Source organism: Streptomyces sp. NRRL F-525, assembly GCF_000716605.1.
Classification (GTDB): Bacteria; Actinomycetota; Actinomycetes; order Streptomycetales; family Streptomycetaceae; genus Streptomyces.
Genome location: NZ_JNXE01000020.1, coordinates 105,765 through 122,188 on the forward strand (window position 1 = coordinate 105,765; position 16,424 = coordinate 122,188).

The 16,424-nt window shown below is 70.4% G+C and carries 16 protein-coding genes; 6 read left to right on the forward strand and 10 right to left on the reverse strand.

Translation table 11 applies throughout. The features are described 5' to 3' along the window. Nucleotides 1-25 precede the first annotated feature (25 nt). Nucleotides 26-235, forward strand: coding sequence for an MbtH family protein (locus OO69_RS27235; RefSeq protein WP_033283441.1), 210 nt, complete (start codon nucleotides 26-28; stop codon nucleotides 233-235). Nucleotides 236-298: 63 nt separating this feature from the next. Here OO69_RS27235 and OO69_RS27240 read toward each other — a convergent pair whose 3' ends face one another. The 3 genes from OO69_RS27240 to OO69_RS27250 form a co-directional block, all read right to left on the reverse strand. Further along, a complete protein-coding gene (locus OO69_RS27240; protein ID WP_033283442.1) occupies nucleotides 299-1,375 on the reverse strand; it encodes an iron-siderophore ABC transporter substrate-binding protein in 1,077 nt (358 codons plus the stop codon). A gap of 64 nt (nucleotides 1,376-1,439) precedes the next feature. Then, entirely contained in the window at nucleotides 1,440-3,239 is a 1,800-nt protein-coding gene (locus tag OO69_RS27245; protein WP_033283443.1) for an ABC transporter ATP-binding protein, read from the reverse strand. Continuing rightward, the gene (locus OO69_RS27250; RefSeq protein WP_199811038.1) at nucleotides 3,236-4,945 is read right to left on the reverse strand and encodes an ABC transporter ATP-binding protein; all 1,710 of its coding nucleotides are present in this window, start codon (nucleotides 4,943-4,945) and stop codon (nucleotides 3,236-3,238) included. Before OO69_RS27250 ends, OO69_RS27245 begins: the two co-directional genes overlap by 4 nt. A gap of 261 nt (nucleotides 4,946-5,206) precedes the next feature. Here OO69_RS27250 and OO69_RS27255 point away from each other — a divergent pair, with 261 nt between their 5' ends. Continuing rightward, on the forward strand, nucleotides 5,207-5,851 hold the full coding sequence (locus OO69_RS27255) for a DedA family protein (protein ID WP_033283444.1): 645 nt from the start codon (nucleotides 5,207-5,209) through the stop codon (nucleotides 5,849-5,851). 58 nt (nucleotides 5,852-5,909) lie between these two features. On the opposite strand, the gene OO69_RS27260 is transcribed toward OO69_RS27255, so the two are convergent. Beyond that, nucleotides 5,910-6,437, reverse strand: a complete 528-nt coding sequence (locus tag OO69_RS27260; protein WP_033283493.1) for a gamma carbonic anhydrase family protein — start codon at nucleotides 6,435-6,437, stop codon at nucleotides 5,910-5,912. A gap of 107 nt (nucleotides 6,438-6,544) precedes the next feature. On the opposite strand from OO69_RS27260, the gene OO69_RS27265 reads away from it, so the two are divergent. Further along, a complete protein-coding gene (locus OO69_RS27265) occupies nucleotides 6,545-7,342 on the forward strand; it encodes an acyltransferase (RefSeq protein ID WP_033283445.1) in 798 nt (265 codons plus the stop codon). A 182-nt stretch (nucleotides 7,343-7,524) separates the two neighbouring features. Here the strand turns inward: OO69_RS27265 and OO69_RS27270 are convergent, their stop codons facing one another. Further along, entirely contained in the window at nucleotides 7,525-8,382 is an 858-nt protein-coding gene (locus OO69_RS27270) for a DMT family transporter (protein WP_033283446.1), read from the reverse strand. A 106-nt stretch (nucleotides 8,383-8,488) separates the two neighbouring features. On the opposite strand from OO69_RS27270, the gene OO69_RS27275 reads away from it, so the two are divergent. Both OO69_RS27275 and OO69_RS27280 read left to right on the forward strand, forming a co-directional pair. Next, on the forward strand, nucleotides 8,489-9,073 hold the full coding sequence (locus OO69_RS27275; RefSeq protein ID WP_033283447.1) for a helix-turn-helix domain-containing protein: 585 nt from the start codon (nucleotides 8,489-8,491) through the stop codon (nucleotides 9,071-9,073). A gap of 31 nt (nucleotides 9,074-9,104) precedes the next feature. After that, the gene (locus tag OO69_RS27280) at nucleotides 9,105-9,662 is read left to right on the forward strand and encodes a YbaK/EbsC family protein (protein WP_033283448.1); all 558 of its coding nucleotides are present in this window, start codon (nucleotides 9,105-9,107) and stop codon (nucleotides 9,660-9,662) included. Nucleotides 9,663-9,674: 12 nt separating this feature from the next. Here OO69_RS27280 and OO69_RS27285 read toward each other — a convergent pair whose 3' ends face one another. Further along, nucleotides 9,675-10,754 carry a cation diffusion facilitator family transporter gene (locus OO69_RS27285; protein ID WP_033283449.1) on the reverse strand — a complete coding sequence of 360 codons (1,080 nt, stop codon included), beginning with the start codon at nucleotides 10,752-10,754 and terminating at the stop codon, nucleotides 9,675-9,677. A 59-nt stretch (nucleotides 10,755-10,813) separates the two neighbouring features. Here OO69_RS27285 and OO69_RS27290 point away from each other — a divergent pair, with 59 nt between their 5' ends. Beyond that, nucleotides 10,814-11,173 carry an ArsR/SmtB family transcription factor gene (locus OO69_RS27290; protein WP_033283450.1) on the forward strand — a complete coding sequence of 120 codons (360 nt, stop codon included), beginning with the start codon at nucleotides 10,814-10,816 and terminating at the stop codon, nucleotides 11,171-11,173. Nucleotides 11,174-11,198: 25 nt separating this feature from the next. On the opposite strand, the gene OO69_RS27295 is transcribed toward OO69_RS27290, so the two are convergent. The 4 genes from OO69_RS27295 to OO69_RS27310 all read right to left on the reverse strand — a co-directional run bounded on the left by OO69_RS27295 (nucleotide 11,199) and on the right by OO69_RS27310 (nucleotide 16,266). Next, the gene (locus OO69_RS27295) at nucleotides 11,199-12,425 is read right to left on the reverse strand and encodes a 4-hydroxybenzoate 3-monooxygenase (RefSeq protein WP_051801217.1); all 1,227 of its coding nucleotides are present in this window, start codon (nucleotides 12,423-12,425) and stop codon (nucleotides 11,199-11,201) included. A gap of 328 nt (nucleotides 12,426-12,753) precedes the next feature. Further along, complete coding sequence (locus tag OO69_RS27300; RefSeq protein ID WP_033283451.1) at nucleotides 12,754-13,161, reverse strand: CoA-binding protein; 408 nt, start codon at nucleotides 13,159-13,161, stop codon at nucleotides 12,754-12,756. 70 nt (nucleotides 13,162-13,231) lie between these two features. Beyond that, the gene (locus tag OO69_RS27305; RefSeq protein ID WP_234444540.1) at nucleotides 13,232-15,097 is read right to left on the reverse strand and encodes a right-handed parallel beta-helix repeat-containing protein; all 1,866 of its coding nucleotides are present in this window, start codon (nucleotides 15,095-15,097) and stop codon (nucleotides 13,232-13,234) included. Nucleotides 15,098-15,270: 173 nt separating this feature from the next. Continuing rightward, the gene (locus OO69_RS27310; RefSeq protein ID WP_033283452.1) at nucleotides 15,271-16,266 is read right to left on the reverse strand and encodes a LacI family DNA-binding transcriptional regulator; all 996 of its coding nucleotides are present in this window, start codon (nucleotides 16,264-16,266) and stop codon (nucleotides 15,271-15,273) included. Nucleotides 16,267-16,424: the final 158 nt, after the last annotated feature.

Consider the following 16,424-nt stretch of genomic DNA (forward strand, 5'->3'; position numbering starts at 1 on the left):
ATCAGAGAGGCAAGGAACCCCCGACATGAGCAACCCGTTCGAGAACCCCGAAGGCGTCTACTCCGTCCTCGTCAACGACGAGGGCCAGCACAGCCTTTGGCCCGACTTCGTGGACGTACCGGCGGGCTGGACGGTCGCGTACGGACCGGCCGCGCGGCAGGAGTGCCTCGACCACATCGAGGCCAACTGGACGGACATGAGGCCGAAGAGCCTGGCCGAGGTCGACGGGGTCTGAGCACACGAAAGGGGGGCGGGTCCGAACTACCTCGGACCCGCCCCCCTTTCACGTTCCCGTGGGTCAGGACGCCGGCTGCTCCACCTTCGTCGACGTCTTGCCGTCCACCGCGGCCGCGAGCTGCGGCACCATGCGGTCCAGGACGTAGGGGATGCTCAACACGGTAGACAGGGATACCGCGTTGCCGTAGTCGCTGGTCTCCTTGATGAAGACCTCGCGGCCCTGCTTCACCACGTTCAGGTCGCCGTAGATCTTGTCGTTGTGCAGCTTGGTGACGGCCGTGGTGGTGTCCGGGACGATCCACACGGCGACCTTCTGGTCGAGGAGGTCGTAGCGCTCCTTGCTGATGTTCGCGCCGAACGTGTCACCGATGACCTTGTCGAGGTCCTTCGGGAGCGAGAAGCCGAGGTCGGAGAGGAGGCGCGAGCGCGGGTCCTGGCTGCCGTAGACGAAGACGCCCTCGTACGGGGTCGCCATGACGGCCGACGCACCGGCGAAGGAGGGGTTGGCCTTCTTGGCCGCCGCGAACTTCGCCTCGACGCCCGACACCAGGGTCTTGGCCTCGGCGGACTTGCCCATCGCCTTGCCGATCTCCTCGGTCTGCTGCTGCCACGGCACGCCGTAGTCGTTGTAGGCCTTCGGCTGGGCGACGACCGGCGCGAACTGCGACAGGCTCTGGTACTGCGCCTTCGTCAGGCCCGAGTACACGGCGAGGATCAGATCGGGCTTGAGGGCGGCGATCTTCTCCACCTGCGGGCCGGTGCCGGTGTCCTTGAGGACGGTCGGCGCCGGTGAACTCCCCAGCTTGTCCTCGGCCCATGGGCCGATCGCGCCCTTGTAGCCGCCGAGCCACTCGGTCGTGCCGACCGGCACCGTGCCCAGGGCGAGGACCGCGTCCTGGTCGGTGAGACCGACGGTGACGATCCGCTTGGGCTCGGACTTGATCGTCGTACTGCCGAACTTGTGGGCGATCGTCACGGGGAACGCGTCCGCGGAGGCTTTCGCCTCAGCGCCCGACGTGCTCGAACTGGACGACGTGGAGTCGGAGTTGGAGGAACCGCAGCCGACCGCCGTGACGGCCAGCAGGAGTACGGAGGCGAGCAGGCCGGACAGCCGTGAAGCTCTGGTGGCGCGGGGCATCGGATGATCCTTCTGTTCGTCGCGGTGGGTTCGGCGGGGGGTGACAGGTCTGAGGGGGGGGGAGCTAGTGGGCGTCGGGGGCTGCCTCGGTGGTACGGCTGCCCGACCAGGCGTGCCACAGGGCGGCGTACTGGCCCTGGGCGGTGAGGAGTTCGTCGTGCGTGCCGCTCTCCACGACCCGGCCGTCGCTCAGGACGATCACCCGGTCCGCGGAGGCGGCCTGGCTGAGCCGGTGCGCCACGACCAGCGCGGTACGGCCGCGCAGCGCCTGTTCTGCGGCCTCGTCGAGCTGTCGCGCACCCGAACTGCCCGCCTCCGCCGTCGCTTCGTCGAGTACGACGACGGGCGGGTCGGCCAACAGCAGCCGGGCGAGGGCGAGTTGCTGCGCACGGTCGGCGGTCAGCCGGTGACCGCCGTCGCCGACGACCGTGTCCAACCCCTCCGGCAACGCCTCGACCCAGCCGAGCGCGCCCACCGTGTCGAGCGCCTCCCGGAGTTCCTCGACGTGCGCGTCCGGGCGGGCCAGCCGCAGATCCTCGGCGAGCGGCCCGGCGAAGACATGCACCTCCTGCGTGACCAGCCCGACCAGGTGACCGGCCTCGTCCGGCTCGGCGCCGCCGACGTCGATCCGGCCCGACTGCGGGCGGTGCAGCCCCGCGACCAGCTTGGCGAGGGTCGTCTTGCCCGCACCGGTCGTACCGACCAGCGCGACCCGCTCCTTCGGCCGTATCTCCAGGTCCACGTCGTGCAGCACCGGGCGGCCCGGCACATACGCGTGGGAGACACCGGTCAGTGTCACGGACGGCGGTCCGGCAGGGGCCGTACGGTCGTCCGCGCGGTCGGCGACCACGGGCGCGGGCTCGTCCACGACCCCAACGAGCCGTGCCAGCCCGGCCGTTGCCGACTGGGCGTCGTCCAGCAGCACCAGCGCGGTGTTGACCGGCCCGAAGAGACTGGCGAAGTACAGCGCCGCCGCGGTGGCCGTACCGACCGACGCGGAACCGTCCCGCACCAGCAGGTACCCGGTGACCAGGACCGCGGACAGCCCCAAGTACTCGGCGATGTGCAGCCGGCTGTAGAAGCGGAGCATCAACTGCACGCCGCTCATGGTGAGTTCGACCGCCGAGCGCGAGCGTTCGGTGACCCGTCGGGTGTGCCCCTTCTGCAGCCGGTACGCCCGTACGGTCCGCGCCCCGCCGATGGTGTCCAGCAACTGCTGCTGCTGGGTCCCGGTGGCGATGCGCTCCTTGGCGTACAGGGGAACGGCGTTGCGCACATACCAACGGGCGGTGTGCGCCTGTACCGGCACCGCGATCAGCGCCGCGATCAGGAACCGCCAGTCCAGCAGGGCGAGCGCGCCCAGCGTCAGCACGATCGACAGCGCGGACCGGGCCAGCTCGGGCAGCGCCCCGCGCACGGCGTCGGCGACCCGCGAAACATCGCGCGTGACACGGGAGTTGAGGTCGCCGGAGCCTGCCTTCTCCACCCGGTCGAGGGGGAGTGACAGGGCGCGCTCGACGAACAGTTCGCGCAGCCGCGCCAGCGCGGTCTCCCCGAGCCGCGACACGAGGGACATGCCGAGCGCGGTGGTCACCCCCTGGACCAGGGCGACCCCGGCCAGCGAGACCACCGGGAAGGTGAGCGCGTCGGGGGAGCGGTGCTCGGTGACGATGTCGACGATGTGGCCCAGCAGCGGCTGGGTGAGCAGCCCGACGGCCGTGGCGAGCACCATCAGCCCGAACCCGGCGGCGGCCAAACCCCGCTGCGGGCGCAGGAGTTCACGCACCGCGGCGCGGGTGCGGGCGGGGGTGGCGGTGGGGAGGAGGGTGCGGTCGGAATCCGTCCGTATGTCGTCCGTCGTCATGCCAGCACCGCCGTCCGGTAGGTCGCGTCGGTTCGTACGAGGTCCGCGTGGGTGCCCTCGGCGCCGACGCGTCCGGCGTCGAGGAGGATCACGTGGTCGGTGACGGCGAGCAGGGCGGGGCTGTTGGTCACCACGATCGTGGTGCGGCCCTGCCGGAACTCCCGCAGGCCACTGGCGATACGGGCCTCGGTCACCGTGTCGACGGCCGTGGTCGGATCGTGCACGACCAGGACGGGCGGCCCGGCACGCAACGCCCTTGCCAGCAGCACGCGTTGACGCTGACCGCCCGACAGCGAGCGCCCGCCCTCACCGACACCGGTCGCGGTGCCGTGCGGCAGGGAGCCGGCGACCTCGTCGGCACGGGCGGCGGCCATGGCACGCTTGGTGAGGAGACCGGCCTCGCCGCCTTCGGAGTCGTCCTCCGGTGTCACGTTCGCCGCCATCGAGCCGTCGAACAGCGCCGCGTCATGCGCGGCGACCAGCACAGCGGCTCGAAGTCCCGCAGGATCAAGCCGAGTCAGAGGCACGCCGTCCAGCTCGACGGACCCCGACTCCGGATCGGTCTCCCGCCCCAGGCACCGCAGCAGCGCCTCCGCACCGGCCGGGTCGGTCACCGCGATGCCGGTCAACCGCCCGGCGGGCAGGTCGAGATCGACACCGTCGAGCCCACCGAGCCGTACGCCACGCAGCCGCAGTTCCCCGCGGACGGGCTCGGTGACCGGGTCGTCGCCGTCCACGACGGCGTGCCCGGTGGCCAGCACCTCGGCGACGCGCGCGGCCGAGGCACGGCCCTGCGCCAGCTCGGCGTTGACCCAGGCGAAGGTCTCCAACGGCCCCAGCAGGAACAGCGCGAGCCCCACCGCCGACACCAACTGCCCCAGAGTCATCGACCCGTTGAGCGCCAGCCGACCGCCCACGAGAGTGATCAGCGCGATGAACCCGCCGGTGAGCGCGAGCACGAGCCCGGTCTGCCAGGACGCGGCACGCGCCGAACGCAGCGTGGCGGCAAGGGAGATGCGACTCGTCCGGCGATACCGCTCGACGGCGGCGTCCTGCGCGCCGAGCCCCTTCAGCACCCGCAGCCCGGCCACCAGGTCGGCGGCCACGCCCGACGCGTGAGCGGCCTTGTCCTGCTCGGCCTCGCTGCGCCGCTCCAACGGCTTGCTCAGCAGATGCCCCAGCCACAACAGCACGGGCGTGCCCAGCAGCACGATCAGCCCTAGTGTCACGGACGTCAGCAGCAGCGCGACCGCGCTCACCGCGACACCCGCGAAGGCCCAAATCCCGGCCATCAGCGCCATGTTGACCGCGCCGACCCGTTTGGCGTCCTCGGTGGCGACGTTGGCGAGTTCCCCGGGCAGCCGTCCCTCCTCGGCGCCGCCACGGGCGTCGAGCACCCGCCCCACGATCGCCAACCGGAGTGTGTGCGCGGCCTCTTCGGCACTGCGCTCACCGGCCTTCGCGCCCAGCCGGAAACTCCACGACAGCGTCACGTACATGACGGCCAGTACGCCGAGCCAGAGCGCCAGACGTCCGGCGTTCCGCCCGGCGACGGCCTGGTCGATGACGACACCGATGAGCACCGGCACCAGGGCTTCCCCTAGTTGGTGCACGCTTCCGAGCGCCGAGCCGAGCGCGACGCGCCGGGTCTGTCCCTTGACCGAGCGCGTCAGGACGTCCCGCCCCGACAGTTCCCCTGCTCCCACCAGCCACCCTCCGGAAACCGGCCAACTTAGGCAAGGCTACTCTAAGTGAATCTCCGGTAGGTGATGCCCTTTCGGTCCGCCCGGGACGTAACGGAGCGGTTTCGATGCGGTCGGCGGAGCCGCTGTCCTGGAGGTTCTCCGAGCGCTCGCCCGAGGGGCGTTGCCGTCCAAAGCCGAGCGGTAGGCTTCACAGGTGCGCCCGACGCGTTCGGGGCGCACGCCGGCAAGACAGCACAGTCCGCGCATTCAGGAGGACCGGCGTTGCACGTCCAGGAATGGCTCGACTCGGTTCCGGCGGTGGCCGTCTACGCCCTGGTGGCACTCGTCATCGGGGTGGAGAGCCTGGGCATCCCGCTGCCGGGCGAGATCGTCCTGGTCTCGGCGGCCCTGCTCTCCTCCCAGCACTCGGGCATCAACCCGATCATCCTGGGCGCCTGCGCCAGCCTCGGTGCCGTGATCGGCGACTCCATCGGCTACGCGATCGGCCGCAAGGGCGGACGCCCGCTGCTCGCCTGGCTAGCGAACAAGTTCCCCAGACACTTCAGCGAAGGCCATGTGGCCACAGCCGAGCGTTCCTTCGAGAAGTGGGGCATGTGGGCCGTCTTCTTCGGCCGCTTCATCGCCCTCCTCCGCATCTTCGCGGGCCCCCTCGCAGGCGTACTCCACATGCCCTACTGGAAGTTCCTGATCGCCAACCTCCTCGGCGGAGTCATCTGGGCCGGCGGCACCACAGCGGTCGTCTACTACGTAGGAATCGTCGCCGAGGACTGGCTCAAGCGCTTCTCGTACTTCGGCCTGGCGGCAGCGGTACTGGTAGGCCTCGCCTCCATGCTGATGGTGCGCCGCAAGGCGCAAAAGATGACGGCGGAGAAGAACGAGCCCGAGCCAGTAAGCGCCACCGACTGACGAAGGGGCGCGGGGAACGGCGCGACCAGCCACACGCGACCCGCACCCGCCAGACGACCTACTCATGCACCCCGCGATGCGCCTTGGCCAACTCCGCATACATGGTGCCGTTGAGGGTCAACCCCTCCCGCTCCTCAGAGGTCAACTCCCGCCGCACCTTCGCGGGCACACCGGCGACCAGTGACCCAGCGGGCACAACCATCCCCTGCGGCACCAACGCCTGAGCCGCGACCAGCGAACCCGCCCCGATCACCGCCCCGTTGAGCACCGTAGCCCCCATCCCAATAAGGCAGTCATCCTCAACGGTCGCCCCATGCACAACGGCGTTGTGCCCCACGGAAACCCGCTCCCCGACACTCACCGGAAACCCCGGATCCGCATGCAGCGTGCAGTTGTCCTGGATATTGCTGCTCGCCCCCACCGAGATCCGCTCGACGTCACCGCGCAACACCGCCCCGTACCAGACACTCGCCCCCGCGGCCAGCGTCACATCCCCGATCACCGACGCCGTAGGAGCCACAAAGGCCGCCCCATCGACCTTCGGCTCGCGCCCACCAATACCCACGATCAACGCCCTGTGCGTCATAAGACCCTCCCAACCGTCGGAGACACCCGCACGGTACGACACCGGTAGGGCGAAGATCACAGCGGCCGGACCTCATGGGTGCGGCTCCCGCTGAGTACCGTGGCCGGGTGCCCAACCGCAAGAACACGTTCTCAAAATGGCGGAGCCGCCTCGCGCAGCGCGCCGTCCACGCGGGCTGGGCCTGGGTGCAGCGCACGGGCTCGGTGACGGCCGAGAACCCCGGCCGCTTCCGGTTCGGCGAGATCGGCGAAGCCACCCGGCTCGCCTTCCCGCTGGGCACAGTCTTCGGCGAACCCTGGATCCACCTCGGTTCCCACTGCATCGTCGGCGAACAGGTCACCCTCACGGCAGGCCTGATGCCGGACCTCGACCTCGGCCCCGACCCGATCCTGCGCCTGGGCGACGGCGTGGTCCTCGGCCGCGGCAGCCACGTCATCGCCGACACGACGGTCACCATCGGCAGCGACTGCTACTTCGGGCCGTACGTCTACGTCACGTCCACGAACCATTCCTACGACGACCCGCACGAGCCCATCGGCAAGCAGTGGCCGCGCATGGAACCCGTCGAGATCGGCCCCGGCTGCTGGATCGGCACCGGCGCGGTGATCCTCCCGGGCGCGCGGATCGGCCGGAACGTGGTGGTGGCGGCCGGTGCGGTGGTCCGTGGCACGGTGCCCGACCATGCCGTGGTGGCGGGGGCGCCCGCACGGGTCGTACGCCGCTGGACGCCTACCGAGGGCTGGCAGCCACCGCTCCGGACCCCCGCACCGGTGCCGATCCCCGCGGATGTGACCCCGGACCAACTCCGCGCACTCGCGGGCCTGGACGAGGCGAGCGCGGCACGCCTGGCCGAACTCGACGAGAACGTGATCGCCCACCTCGCGGAACTGGACGCGGAGGCCTGACCGGCACGTGGGCGGAGGCCTGATCCGGCAGTTACGCCTAGGCTTGACCCGGCGCTCATGTCGAGCCCCCCGGCCCTCGACCCACCCGGCACTCGCACCCCCGGGTCCCCGTCGCCCGCCGGCACTCGCCCCCCTGGGCGCCCGCCGCCCCCGGCATCCGACGCCGCCCCGCCCACACCCCCTCACCCCGTAGCCAACAACAACGTCCCCACCAACGCCAACCCCGCCCCCGCCGCCTGAATCCCCCGCAACCGCTCGCTCAGGAACCCCCGCGCGGCCAGCGCCGTAACCACCGGATACAACGACGCCAGTACCGCCGCCACCGTCACCGGCCCATGCTGCGCGGCGATCGAGTACGTCCCGTTGGCCGCCACATCCGCAAGCCCCACGAAGGCCAGCGCCGGCAGTGAACCCCAGGGGAACCCGCCCGCCGGGAGCGCGACCCCGCCGCGCCGCACGGAGACGTAGAGCGCGGCCCCACCCGTGGCCACATTCGTCACGCGCTGCACGAACAGCGCGAGGAAGAGCCCGGTCACGGTCGTCGACGCCTCCGCGATCAGAGCGAACACCGTGCCGAAGCCGAGCGCGGCGATCAGCGTCAGCAGGATCGTCTGGCGTTGTACGGGCGCACCGCGCAACTGCGGACCGCCCGCGAGGACGACCCCGGTGACGGCGACCGCGATCCCCGCCGCCTGCAGCAGACCGGGGCGCTCGCCGAGGAACAGCCCCACCCCGACCGGTACGGCCACGCTCAGCGTCGCGAGCGGCGAGACGACGCCCATCGGGCCCAGGGCCAGCGCCTTGTAGAAACTGAACAGCGCGACCGGACCCACCACCCCCGCCGCCAGCGCGAACCACAGCCGCGGCCCGGCCTCGCTCCAGCCCCCGGTCGCCACCACGACCGCGCCGAGCACGGCCGCCGCGATCCCCTGCGAGACCACGACCACCGTCAGCGCCGGGGTCCGCCGGGTCAGCAGGCCTCCGCCGAAGTCGGCCAACCCCCACAGGAGGCTGGTGGCCAGGGCGAAGAATGCTGTCACGGGGTGCCTCGCAGTACAGTTCGGTGAACGATCGGGTGCAGCACACCGTAGTTCGATCCATTGCACCCTGTCATCCATAATATTGAACTCAAGGTATGGGCGGAACGTGTCGGACCTCGACCTGCTGAACCAGTCCCTGGCTCGCAACGTCAAGCACTGGCGCTCGGTGCGCGGCTTCACCCTGGACGTGCTCGCCGCCCGGGCCGCCGTCAGCCGGGGCATGCTCATCCAGATCGAGCAGGCCCGCACGAATCCCAGCATCGGCACGGTCGTGAAGATCGGCGACGCCCTCGGCGTCAGCATCACCACCCTGCTCGACTACGAACAGGGCCCGAAGGTCCGCATCGTCCCCGCCGACCGCGCCGTACGCCTCTGGCACACCGACGCCGGCAGCTACAACCGCCTCCTCGCCGGCACCGAGGCCCCGGGACCGCTGGAGATGTGGGACTGGCGCCTGATGCCGGGCGAGGCCAGCCCCTCCGAGCCCCACCCCACCGGCACCGTCGAACTGCTCCACGTCATCACCGGCGAGCTGACCCTCACCGTGGACGGCGAGGACCACGTCGTCCCGGCCGGCGCGAGCGCCACCTTCGAGGCCAACACCCCGCACACGTACGGCAATCAGGGCGACGAGCCGATGGAGATGGTGATGGCGGTGTCGGTCCCGCCCGTGCACCGGGAGGCCCCGTGAGCCGTCGCCGTACGGCTGTTAGCGTGCCGTCATGCGCGCACCCATCGGACACTTCGACCACGCCACCCCGGCCCCCGACTGCCTCGACGAACTGACCCGCCCGGTCGCCGACGCCGTGCGCGCCTGGCAGGGCAGCGTCCCCGCCGAGCAGTTCGTCTACGTCGACACCGACCCCGAGTGGGCCGACACCGCCACCTTCGTCGAGCACTACGGCCGTGAACTGCTGGAGCAGTCCGCGAACTGCGTGGTCGTCGCCGGGAAGCGCGGCGGCGAGACCATGCTCGCCGCGTGCGTGGTCCTGTCCACCACCCGCGTCGACGTGAACGGCGTAGTTCGCCGCCAACTCGGCGCCCGCAAGGCCTCGTTCGCGTCGATGGACACCGCGACCGGCGAGAGTGGCATGGAGTACGGCGGCATCACCCCCGTCGGACTCCCCGCCGACTGGCCGGTGTTGGTCGACTCGGCTGTCGTCGACCTGCCCTACGTCCTGGTCGGCAGCGGACGCCGCCGCGGCAAACTCCTCGTCCCCGGCAAGGCGTTCGCGGAACTCCCGGGCGCGATGGTGCTGGAGGGCCTGGGCGTCGCCTGAACCCCTGGGAACTCACACCATGGCGTGGTGGTGGGCCAACTCCCCATGCGGGTCAGCCTCCCCGGGCACCGGCGCCGGATCCGCGTGCACCAGCGCCGCCGTGAGCCGCGGCACCGCGTGCAGCAAGGCGTGCTCCGCCGCTACGGCGACCGCGTGGGCCTGCCGTACCGTCGCCTCCCCGTCCACGACCACCGCCACCTCCGCGCGCAGCCGGTGCCCGATCCAGCGCAGCCTCAACTCGCCCACCCCGCGAACCCCTTCGACCTCCCGCACGGCGTGCTCGGCCCGGTCCACCAGGTCCGGATCCACGGCGTCCATCACGCGCCGGAACACCTCGCGCGCCGCGTCCCGCAGGACCAGCGCGATGGCGGCGGTGATCGCCAACCCCACGACGGGATCGGCCAGTTGCCACCCGAGCGCCGAACCACCGGCGCCGATCAGCACGGCCAGTGAGGTGAACCCGTCGGTGCGGGCGTGGAGTCCGTCGGCGACCAGCGCGGCCGACCCGATCTCCCGGCCGACACGGATGCGGTACCTGGCCACCCACTCGTTGCCCACGAACCCGACGAGCGCCGCGACGGCGACCACCGGGACATGCGTCACGGGACGCGGATCGAGCAGCCGGTTCACCGCCGCCCAGGCCGCGAAGGCGGCGGACGCGGCGATCGTCAGCACGATCGCGATCCCGGCGAGATCCTCGGCGCGCCCGTAGCCGTACGTGAAGCGGCGCGTGGCGGCCCGGCGGCCGAGGACGAAGGCGATGCCGAGCGGTACGGCGGTCAGCGCGTCCGCCGCGTTGTGCACCGTGTCGCCGAGCAGCGCGACCGACCCGGAGACGACCACGACGACGGCCTGCACGAGCGCCGTCACCCCGAGCACCGCGAGCGAGACCCAGAGCGCGCGCATGCCGCGGGCCGAGGACTCCAGGGCGGAGTCGAGTTTGTCGGCGGTCTCGTGGGAGTGCGGGGTGAAGAGGTGGCCGAGGCGGTGGCGGAGGCCCGTGGGGGAGTGGTCGTGGGGATGCGGGTGGTCGTGGCCGTGGTCGTCGTGCGGGTGGGCGTGCTCGTGTTCGTGGTGGTGCTGGTCGCTCACGTGGGTCCCCTTCCGGTGCGCGGGTGGACGTGCGGCGCCCACAGGACCATTATGTGCGTATGAGCGCACGCATGCACCTATCACCTGCGCACGATGCGCACCCGCGCACCCCGGGCGAGGAACAGTTCGCGCTGGCCGCCGAACTCCTCGCCCTCCTCGGTGACCGCACCCGGCTGACCCTCCTGCACGCGCTGACGGCGGGCGAGGCCGACGTCACCACCCTCACGGAGGCGTGCGACGCGGCCCGCCCGGCGGTCAGCCAGCACCTGGCGCGGCTGCGTCTCGCGGGACTGGTGACCACGCGCAAGGAGGGCCGCCGGGTGATCTACGCGTTGAGCGACGGGCATCTGCGGCGGCTGGTCGACGAGGCGCTGAACGTGGCGGACCACCGCCTCACCGACCGCCCGCCGCACGACTGACAGCCGTGTAACTGTCCGTCGTAGCTCAGGAGTTGGGGTCCTTGCCCAGGTAGCTCTCCGCGAACGCGAGGGCCGCGGCGGGGGATGCGAAGACGCGGCGGAGCCGGGCGAGGGTGGTGCCCGCGTGGTACGGGTCGCCGGACGAGGTGCCGTGGTAGACCTCGGAGAGCCACTGGGAGAACTCCTGGTAGTCCCACACGCGGCTCAGGCAGGCCTCCGAATAGCCGCCCAGGGCCGCCGAGTCGCCCTTCGTGAGATACGCGACGAGCGCGTCGCCGAGCAGGAACGCGTCGTGCAGGGCGAGGTTCATGCCCTTCGCGGCGATGGGCGCGGTGAGGTGGGCCGCGTCGCCGGCGAGGTAGAGGCGGCCGAACACCATCGGTTCAACAACGTAGTTGTGCATGTCGAGCACGCGCTTCTCGATGAGGCGGCCCTCGGTCAGCGGCGGGGCGCCGGTCGCGGCGAGGCGGTGCTGGAGCTCGGCCCAGACGCGTTCGTGCGGCCAGTTGTCGGGGTCGTCGCCGGGCGGGCACTCCAGGTAGTAGCGGGTGACCTCGGGGCTGCGCGACATGTGCCCGGCGAACCCGCGCGGATGGACACCGAACACCACGCAGTCCGAGGACGGCGGCGCCTCCGCGAGCAGCGCGAGCCAGCCGATGCCGTAGTCGTGCCGCGCGATCCGCGCCCGCTCCGGCGGCAGCGCGGCCCGGGTCACCCCGCGCGCACCGTCGCAGCCCGCCACGAAGTCGCCCTGCACGAGCCGCCGTTGACCGGACTCCGGGTCGGTGTACGACACCGCCGGGCGGTCCGAGTCGAGATCGTGCAGCTGGACGTCCTGGACGCCGAACCGGATCTCACCGCCCCGCACGTCCGCGTACTCCCGCACCAGGTCCGTCACCAGCAACGGCTGCGGATAGACGAAGTGGTGATGCCCCGTCAGCTCCGTGTAGGCCAGCCGGTGCCGCTGCCCGCCGAACCGGAACTCGCACTCGGTGTGCAGCTGCGCCCGCGCCAACAGGCCCTCGGCGAGCCCCCGTTGCTCCAGTCCGCGGACGGCCCACTCCTCGATGACCCCGGCCCGCGGCCGCCGCTCGATGAACTCACGGGACTCCGTCTCCAGTACCAGGCAGTCGATCCCGGCGGCGCGCAGGATGTTGCCGATGGTGAGCCCGGCGGGTCCGGCGCCCACGACGACGACCGAACGGCGTTCAGGCAGCGGGGAGTTGGGATCGGAGGAGGGGGGAGAGGTCACGCCCGCAGTATGTCAGGCGTCATGTGGCCATTGAGTGATGATGTGAGTTTCATTTGAGTTAGGGCATTTCCCGGAAACCGGCTCCGTCAAGGCGGTGTCCGCCGCTGAAGAACAAGTCCGGCCGGGTCGAATGGCGCGAGACCTGCCACACCAACAAGGTGACGGAAAAGGATTACATGTGCCCGCTGCACGGCACATGCCAGTACACGAACCCGGTTAAGACGTCGTACGCGTACACCCACAAGTACATCGCGCCGAACTTCGGGATCGCTTACAACCAGCGATCCCGAATAGGACTGGCGATCCCGTACCAGCGATAGGGAAGCCTTCAGCTCAGGCGGGGAATCTCGATCGCCGGGCAGTGGTCCATCACCATCTCCAGGCCCGCTGCCCGGGTCCGGTCGTACGCGGCCTCGTCGATCACCCCGAGCTGGAACCAGACGGCCTTCGCGCCGATGCCGACCGCCTCGTCGGCGACCGTGCCCGCGAGGTCGCTGTTGACGAAGACGTCCACGACGTCCACCGCGAAGGGAATGTCGGCGAGGGAGGCGTAGCCCTGCTCGCCGTGCACCGTCTCCGCCTTGGGATGGACGGGTACGACGCGCTTGCCGAAGCGCTGCAGCACCTGCGCGACGCCGTAGGCAGCCCGGGACCGGTTCGAGGACAGGCCCACGACGGCCCACGTGTCGCCGGACTCGGTGAGGATCTTGCGGATCGTGGCTGAGTCGCCGTACATGCTCGGTCTCCTTGGAATCGTGCGCGCCCGCTGCTGCCTGCGACAACAGCGGGCGGAGCACCCTGATTCCTCAGTCCGAGACCACGGACGTGTTGAGGCCCTGGTCGTAGTGGTTGCGCGCGATCTTGATGCCCGTGCTGCCGTGGAAGACGAACAGCGGGGAGGTGTACGGCGGTTGGTCCGCCGAGGCCAGGCGGCGGACCGTGTTTCCGGTGAACGTGAAGCCGCCGACGCTCTTGGCGTTGACCACCGTCACATCGCCGATGTCGAAGGAGTTGTGCTCGACCTTGATGTTGTGGTGGACCGGGTGCGCCGGGTCGACGACCTGGTTGGTGGGCTCCACGAAGATCACCGGGCCGGTGGGGCGAGTGAAGGTGTTGTCGCGGATCGTGAGGTCGGAGACCGGGCCCGACTCGTACCACTGGTAGGCGTCGGCGGAGACGTAGATGCTCGCCATGGACATCGCGTCGAAGCGGTTGCCGGCGATCAGGACCGGCTTGCGGGTGGTGACCAGGATGCCGCGCGTCGGCACGTTGCGGAACGTGTTGCCGGTGATGACGACCGACGGGGTGGCCGTGATGTTCTCGACGACCGTGCCGCCAATCTCGACCCCGGCGGGGACCGGCCGGTCGAAGGTGACGGTCATGGTGGTCAGCGGCTTGTCGTGGTCCATTCCGCTCGGACCGTCGACCGCCGTGACCTTCGCGTGCGCGGGCGTCAGCGGGACCATCGTTTGCTTGCTCGTGAACTCGACCTCGTCACCGGGCGCGAACTGCGGGAACCCGGCGGTCTGCGGGTGCTCGTAGGCGAGGGTGAGCGTGTTCGGGCCGGGCTGTCCGACGACCTCCAGGTATGTGCCGTGGATGTTGATCGGGTCGTCGTGCGGTCCGTCGAAGAGGCTCCGGGTGATGGAGACCTTGCCCTTGACGCCGGACATCTGCACGAAGTCGGCGAACGAGGCCGTCGACCGGCCGGACGTCGGATCGGGTGCGAAGTTCACCTTGTCGATGGAGATGTTCTCGCTGAACTGGCCGACCACACCGAAGGATTGGAGGTAGTAGGCGCTCATCGAGCGCATCGTGACGTTCTTGGACTGCCAGATGAAGGCGCCCGGTTCGGTCCGCTCGATGAGGCGCATCTGGTAGACGAGCCCGGCGTCCGTCGGCTGGGACGCGGTGCTGTAGTCGATGCGGATCCGGCGGCCGCCGAGGTCGGTGACCGACGACACGTCGTTGAACAGCGGGTTGTCGCCGCGCCAGGTCCGCTGCGCCTTGGGGTCGTGGATCTGCGTGTACTGGAGCCCGTCCGTGCCCGACCAGTACGGCTGCCCGGTGGCCGGGCTTTTCTCGCCGAGCCAGGTGATGTGCGTGCCGTTGACCTCGTACGGGCTGCCGGCCGGGATCTTCAGGACGCGGTAGGCGTGCCCGTCGGTGACACCGGCGGTGGCGACGGTCGCGTCGATGACCTCGGGCGCCGCGTAGTCGAAGGAGAAGTTCTGGAACGTCACATTGGTCGATCGGATCGACGCGAACGCCGTCTGCAGACCGTGGTAGACGAGCTTCGCGCCACCGCCGTCGACGGTGACGTCATGCATGTCCTCGATGAGCAGCCCGATCTTCTTGTCGCGGTAACGCTGGTCCGCGCCAACGGTGTTGGAGACATACAGCTCACGCGTCTCGGCCCGCTCGGGGTAGAGCTGGTAGGTCCCCTTCGAGAACTCGATCCGCACCGCCCGCCCGTGATCGACGCTCTTGGCGTGCCGCAGCGCCGCTACGACGGCGGGCGTGGAGTCCGTCCGGCCGGTGGGGTCGGCCCCGAACGCGTCCACGTCGACCACCGCCACCGGTGCCGCTCTCTGCGCCGCGGCGACAGGACCGCCGCCGCCCACGAGCAGCGCGAGCGCCACCCCGACAAACACGAACCGAGACCGAGACATAGACCCTCCGGAGCATTCATGATGCACGGCCATGCGCCGCGAAACACCCGATGAATATGTGGAGTTACCGCCCATCGTCTCGTCGGAACTCCGACTGGAGTGTGCTTAGATCCGACCTCTAGGTCAATGGTCTGGACGAGCTCGGAGGAACTCGGGTCATCCGCTCCGCCGCCTCACGCCTTCGGTGCCCCGGTGCTCGCGCGGATCACCAGCTCGGGGTCGAAGAGGAGCTCGCCGACGGGGACGTCACGGTTGCCGACCAGGGCGAGGACGCTGCGGCCCGCCTCCGAGGCCAGCCGGTCGGCGGGCTGACGGACCGTGGTGAGCGGCGGATCGACGAAGTCCATGATCATGGAGCCGTCGTAGCCGACCACCGAGACATCACCCGGCACGTCGTACCCCTGTCGGCGGGCGCCGCGGATCGCGCCCAGCGCCATGTAGTCGCTGGCCGCGACGATCGCCGTGGCACCGCGCCCGAGGAGCGAGATCGCGGCGGACTGGCCGCCCTCGACGGTGTACGACTGCCGGACCACCCACTGCTCCGCGTCCTCGACCCCGCGCCTGGTGAGCGAGGCGACGAAGCCGCTGACCCGGCGGTCGGCGGGGCGGTTGCCGAGCGGGCCCGACGCCATGCCGATACGGCGGTGACCGAGCCGGTGCAGATGGTCGACGGCGAGTTCGGCGGCGAGCAGATCGTCCGTGGAGAACACCGGCGCCTCGCTCACTCCCTCGAACCGGCCGTTGATCCCGACGAACGGGATCCTGCGGGACCGCAGCAGTTCGTACGCCGAAGGGTCCGCGCCCTCAAGGGTGTTGCTGGCCGAGAGGAACACGACGGCGGCGACGCCCCGGTCGGCGAGCGAGGTCACGAAGTCCAACTCCTGTACCCCGCCCGGGAAGCACGGGCACAGCACCGTCTTCAGGCCGTGCGGGGCGAGGACGGACTCGATGCGCTCGGCGACATCGGCGAAGAACGGGTTGGAGACCAACTCGGTGACCACCGCGACGAGTTGGCCCCGCGTCTGGCGCTCGTACCCCAGGTCGGCCATCGCCTGCTCGACCGCCTCGCGGGTCTTGCGGGACACGCCCTGACGGCGGTTGATGACCCGGCTGACCGTGGCCTCGCTCACCCGCGCCCGGTCCGCGACCTCGGTGATACCGACCTTCATCCGCTTCCCTCCACCCCGACTTGCAACAGTTGAACGAAAACTTTCAGTCCAGCCTCCCAAGCAACATAGCAGTGGAACTGCATGTCTTCCATGTTTCTTGCGCATGACCATTGAATCGCCACTTCGGCCCCTGCTAGCTTTCCGGCCACCACGCGGCC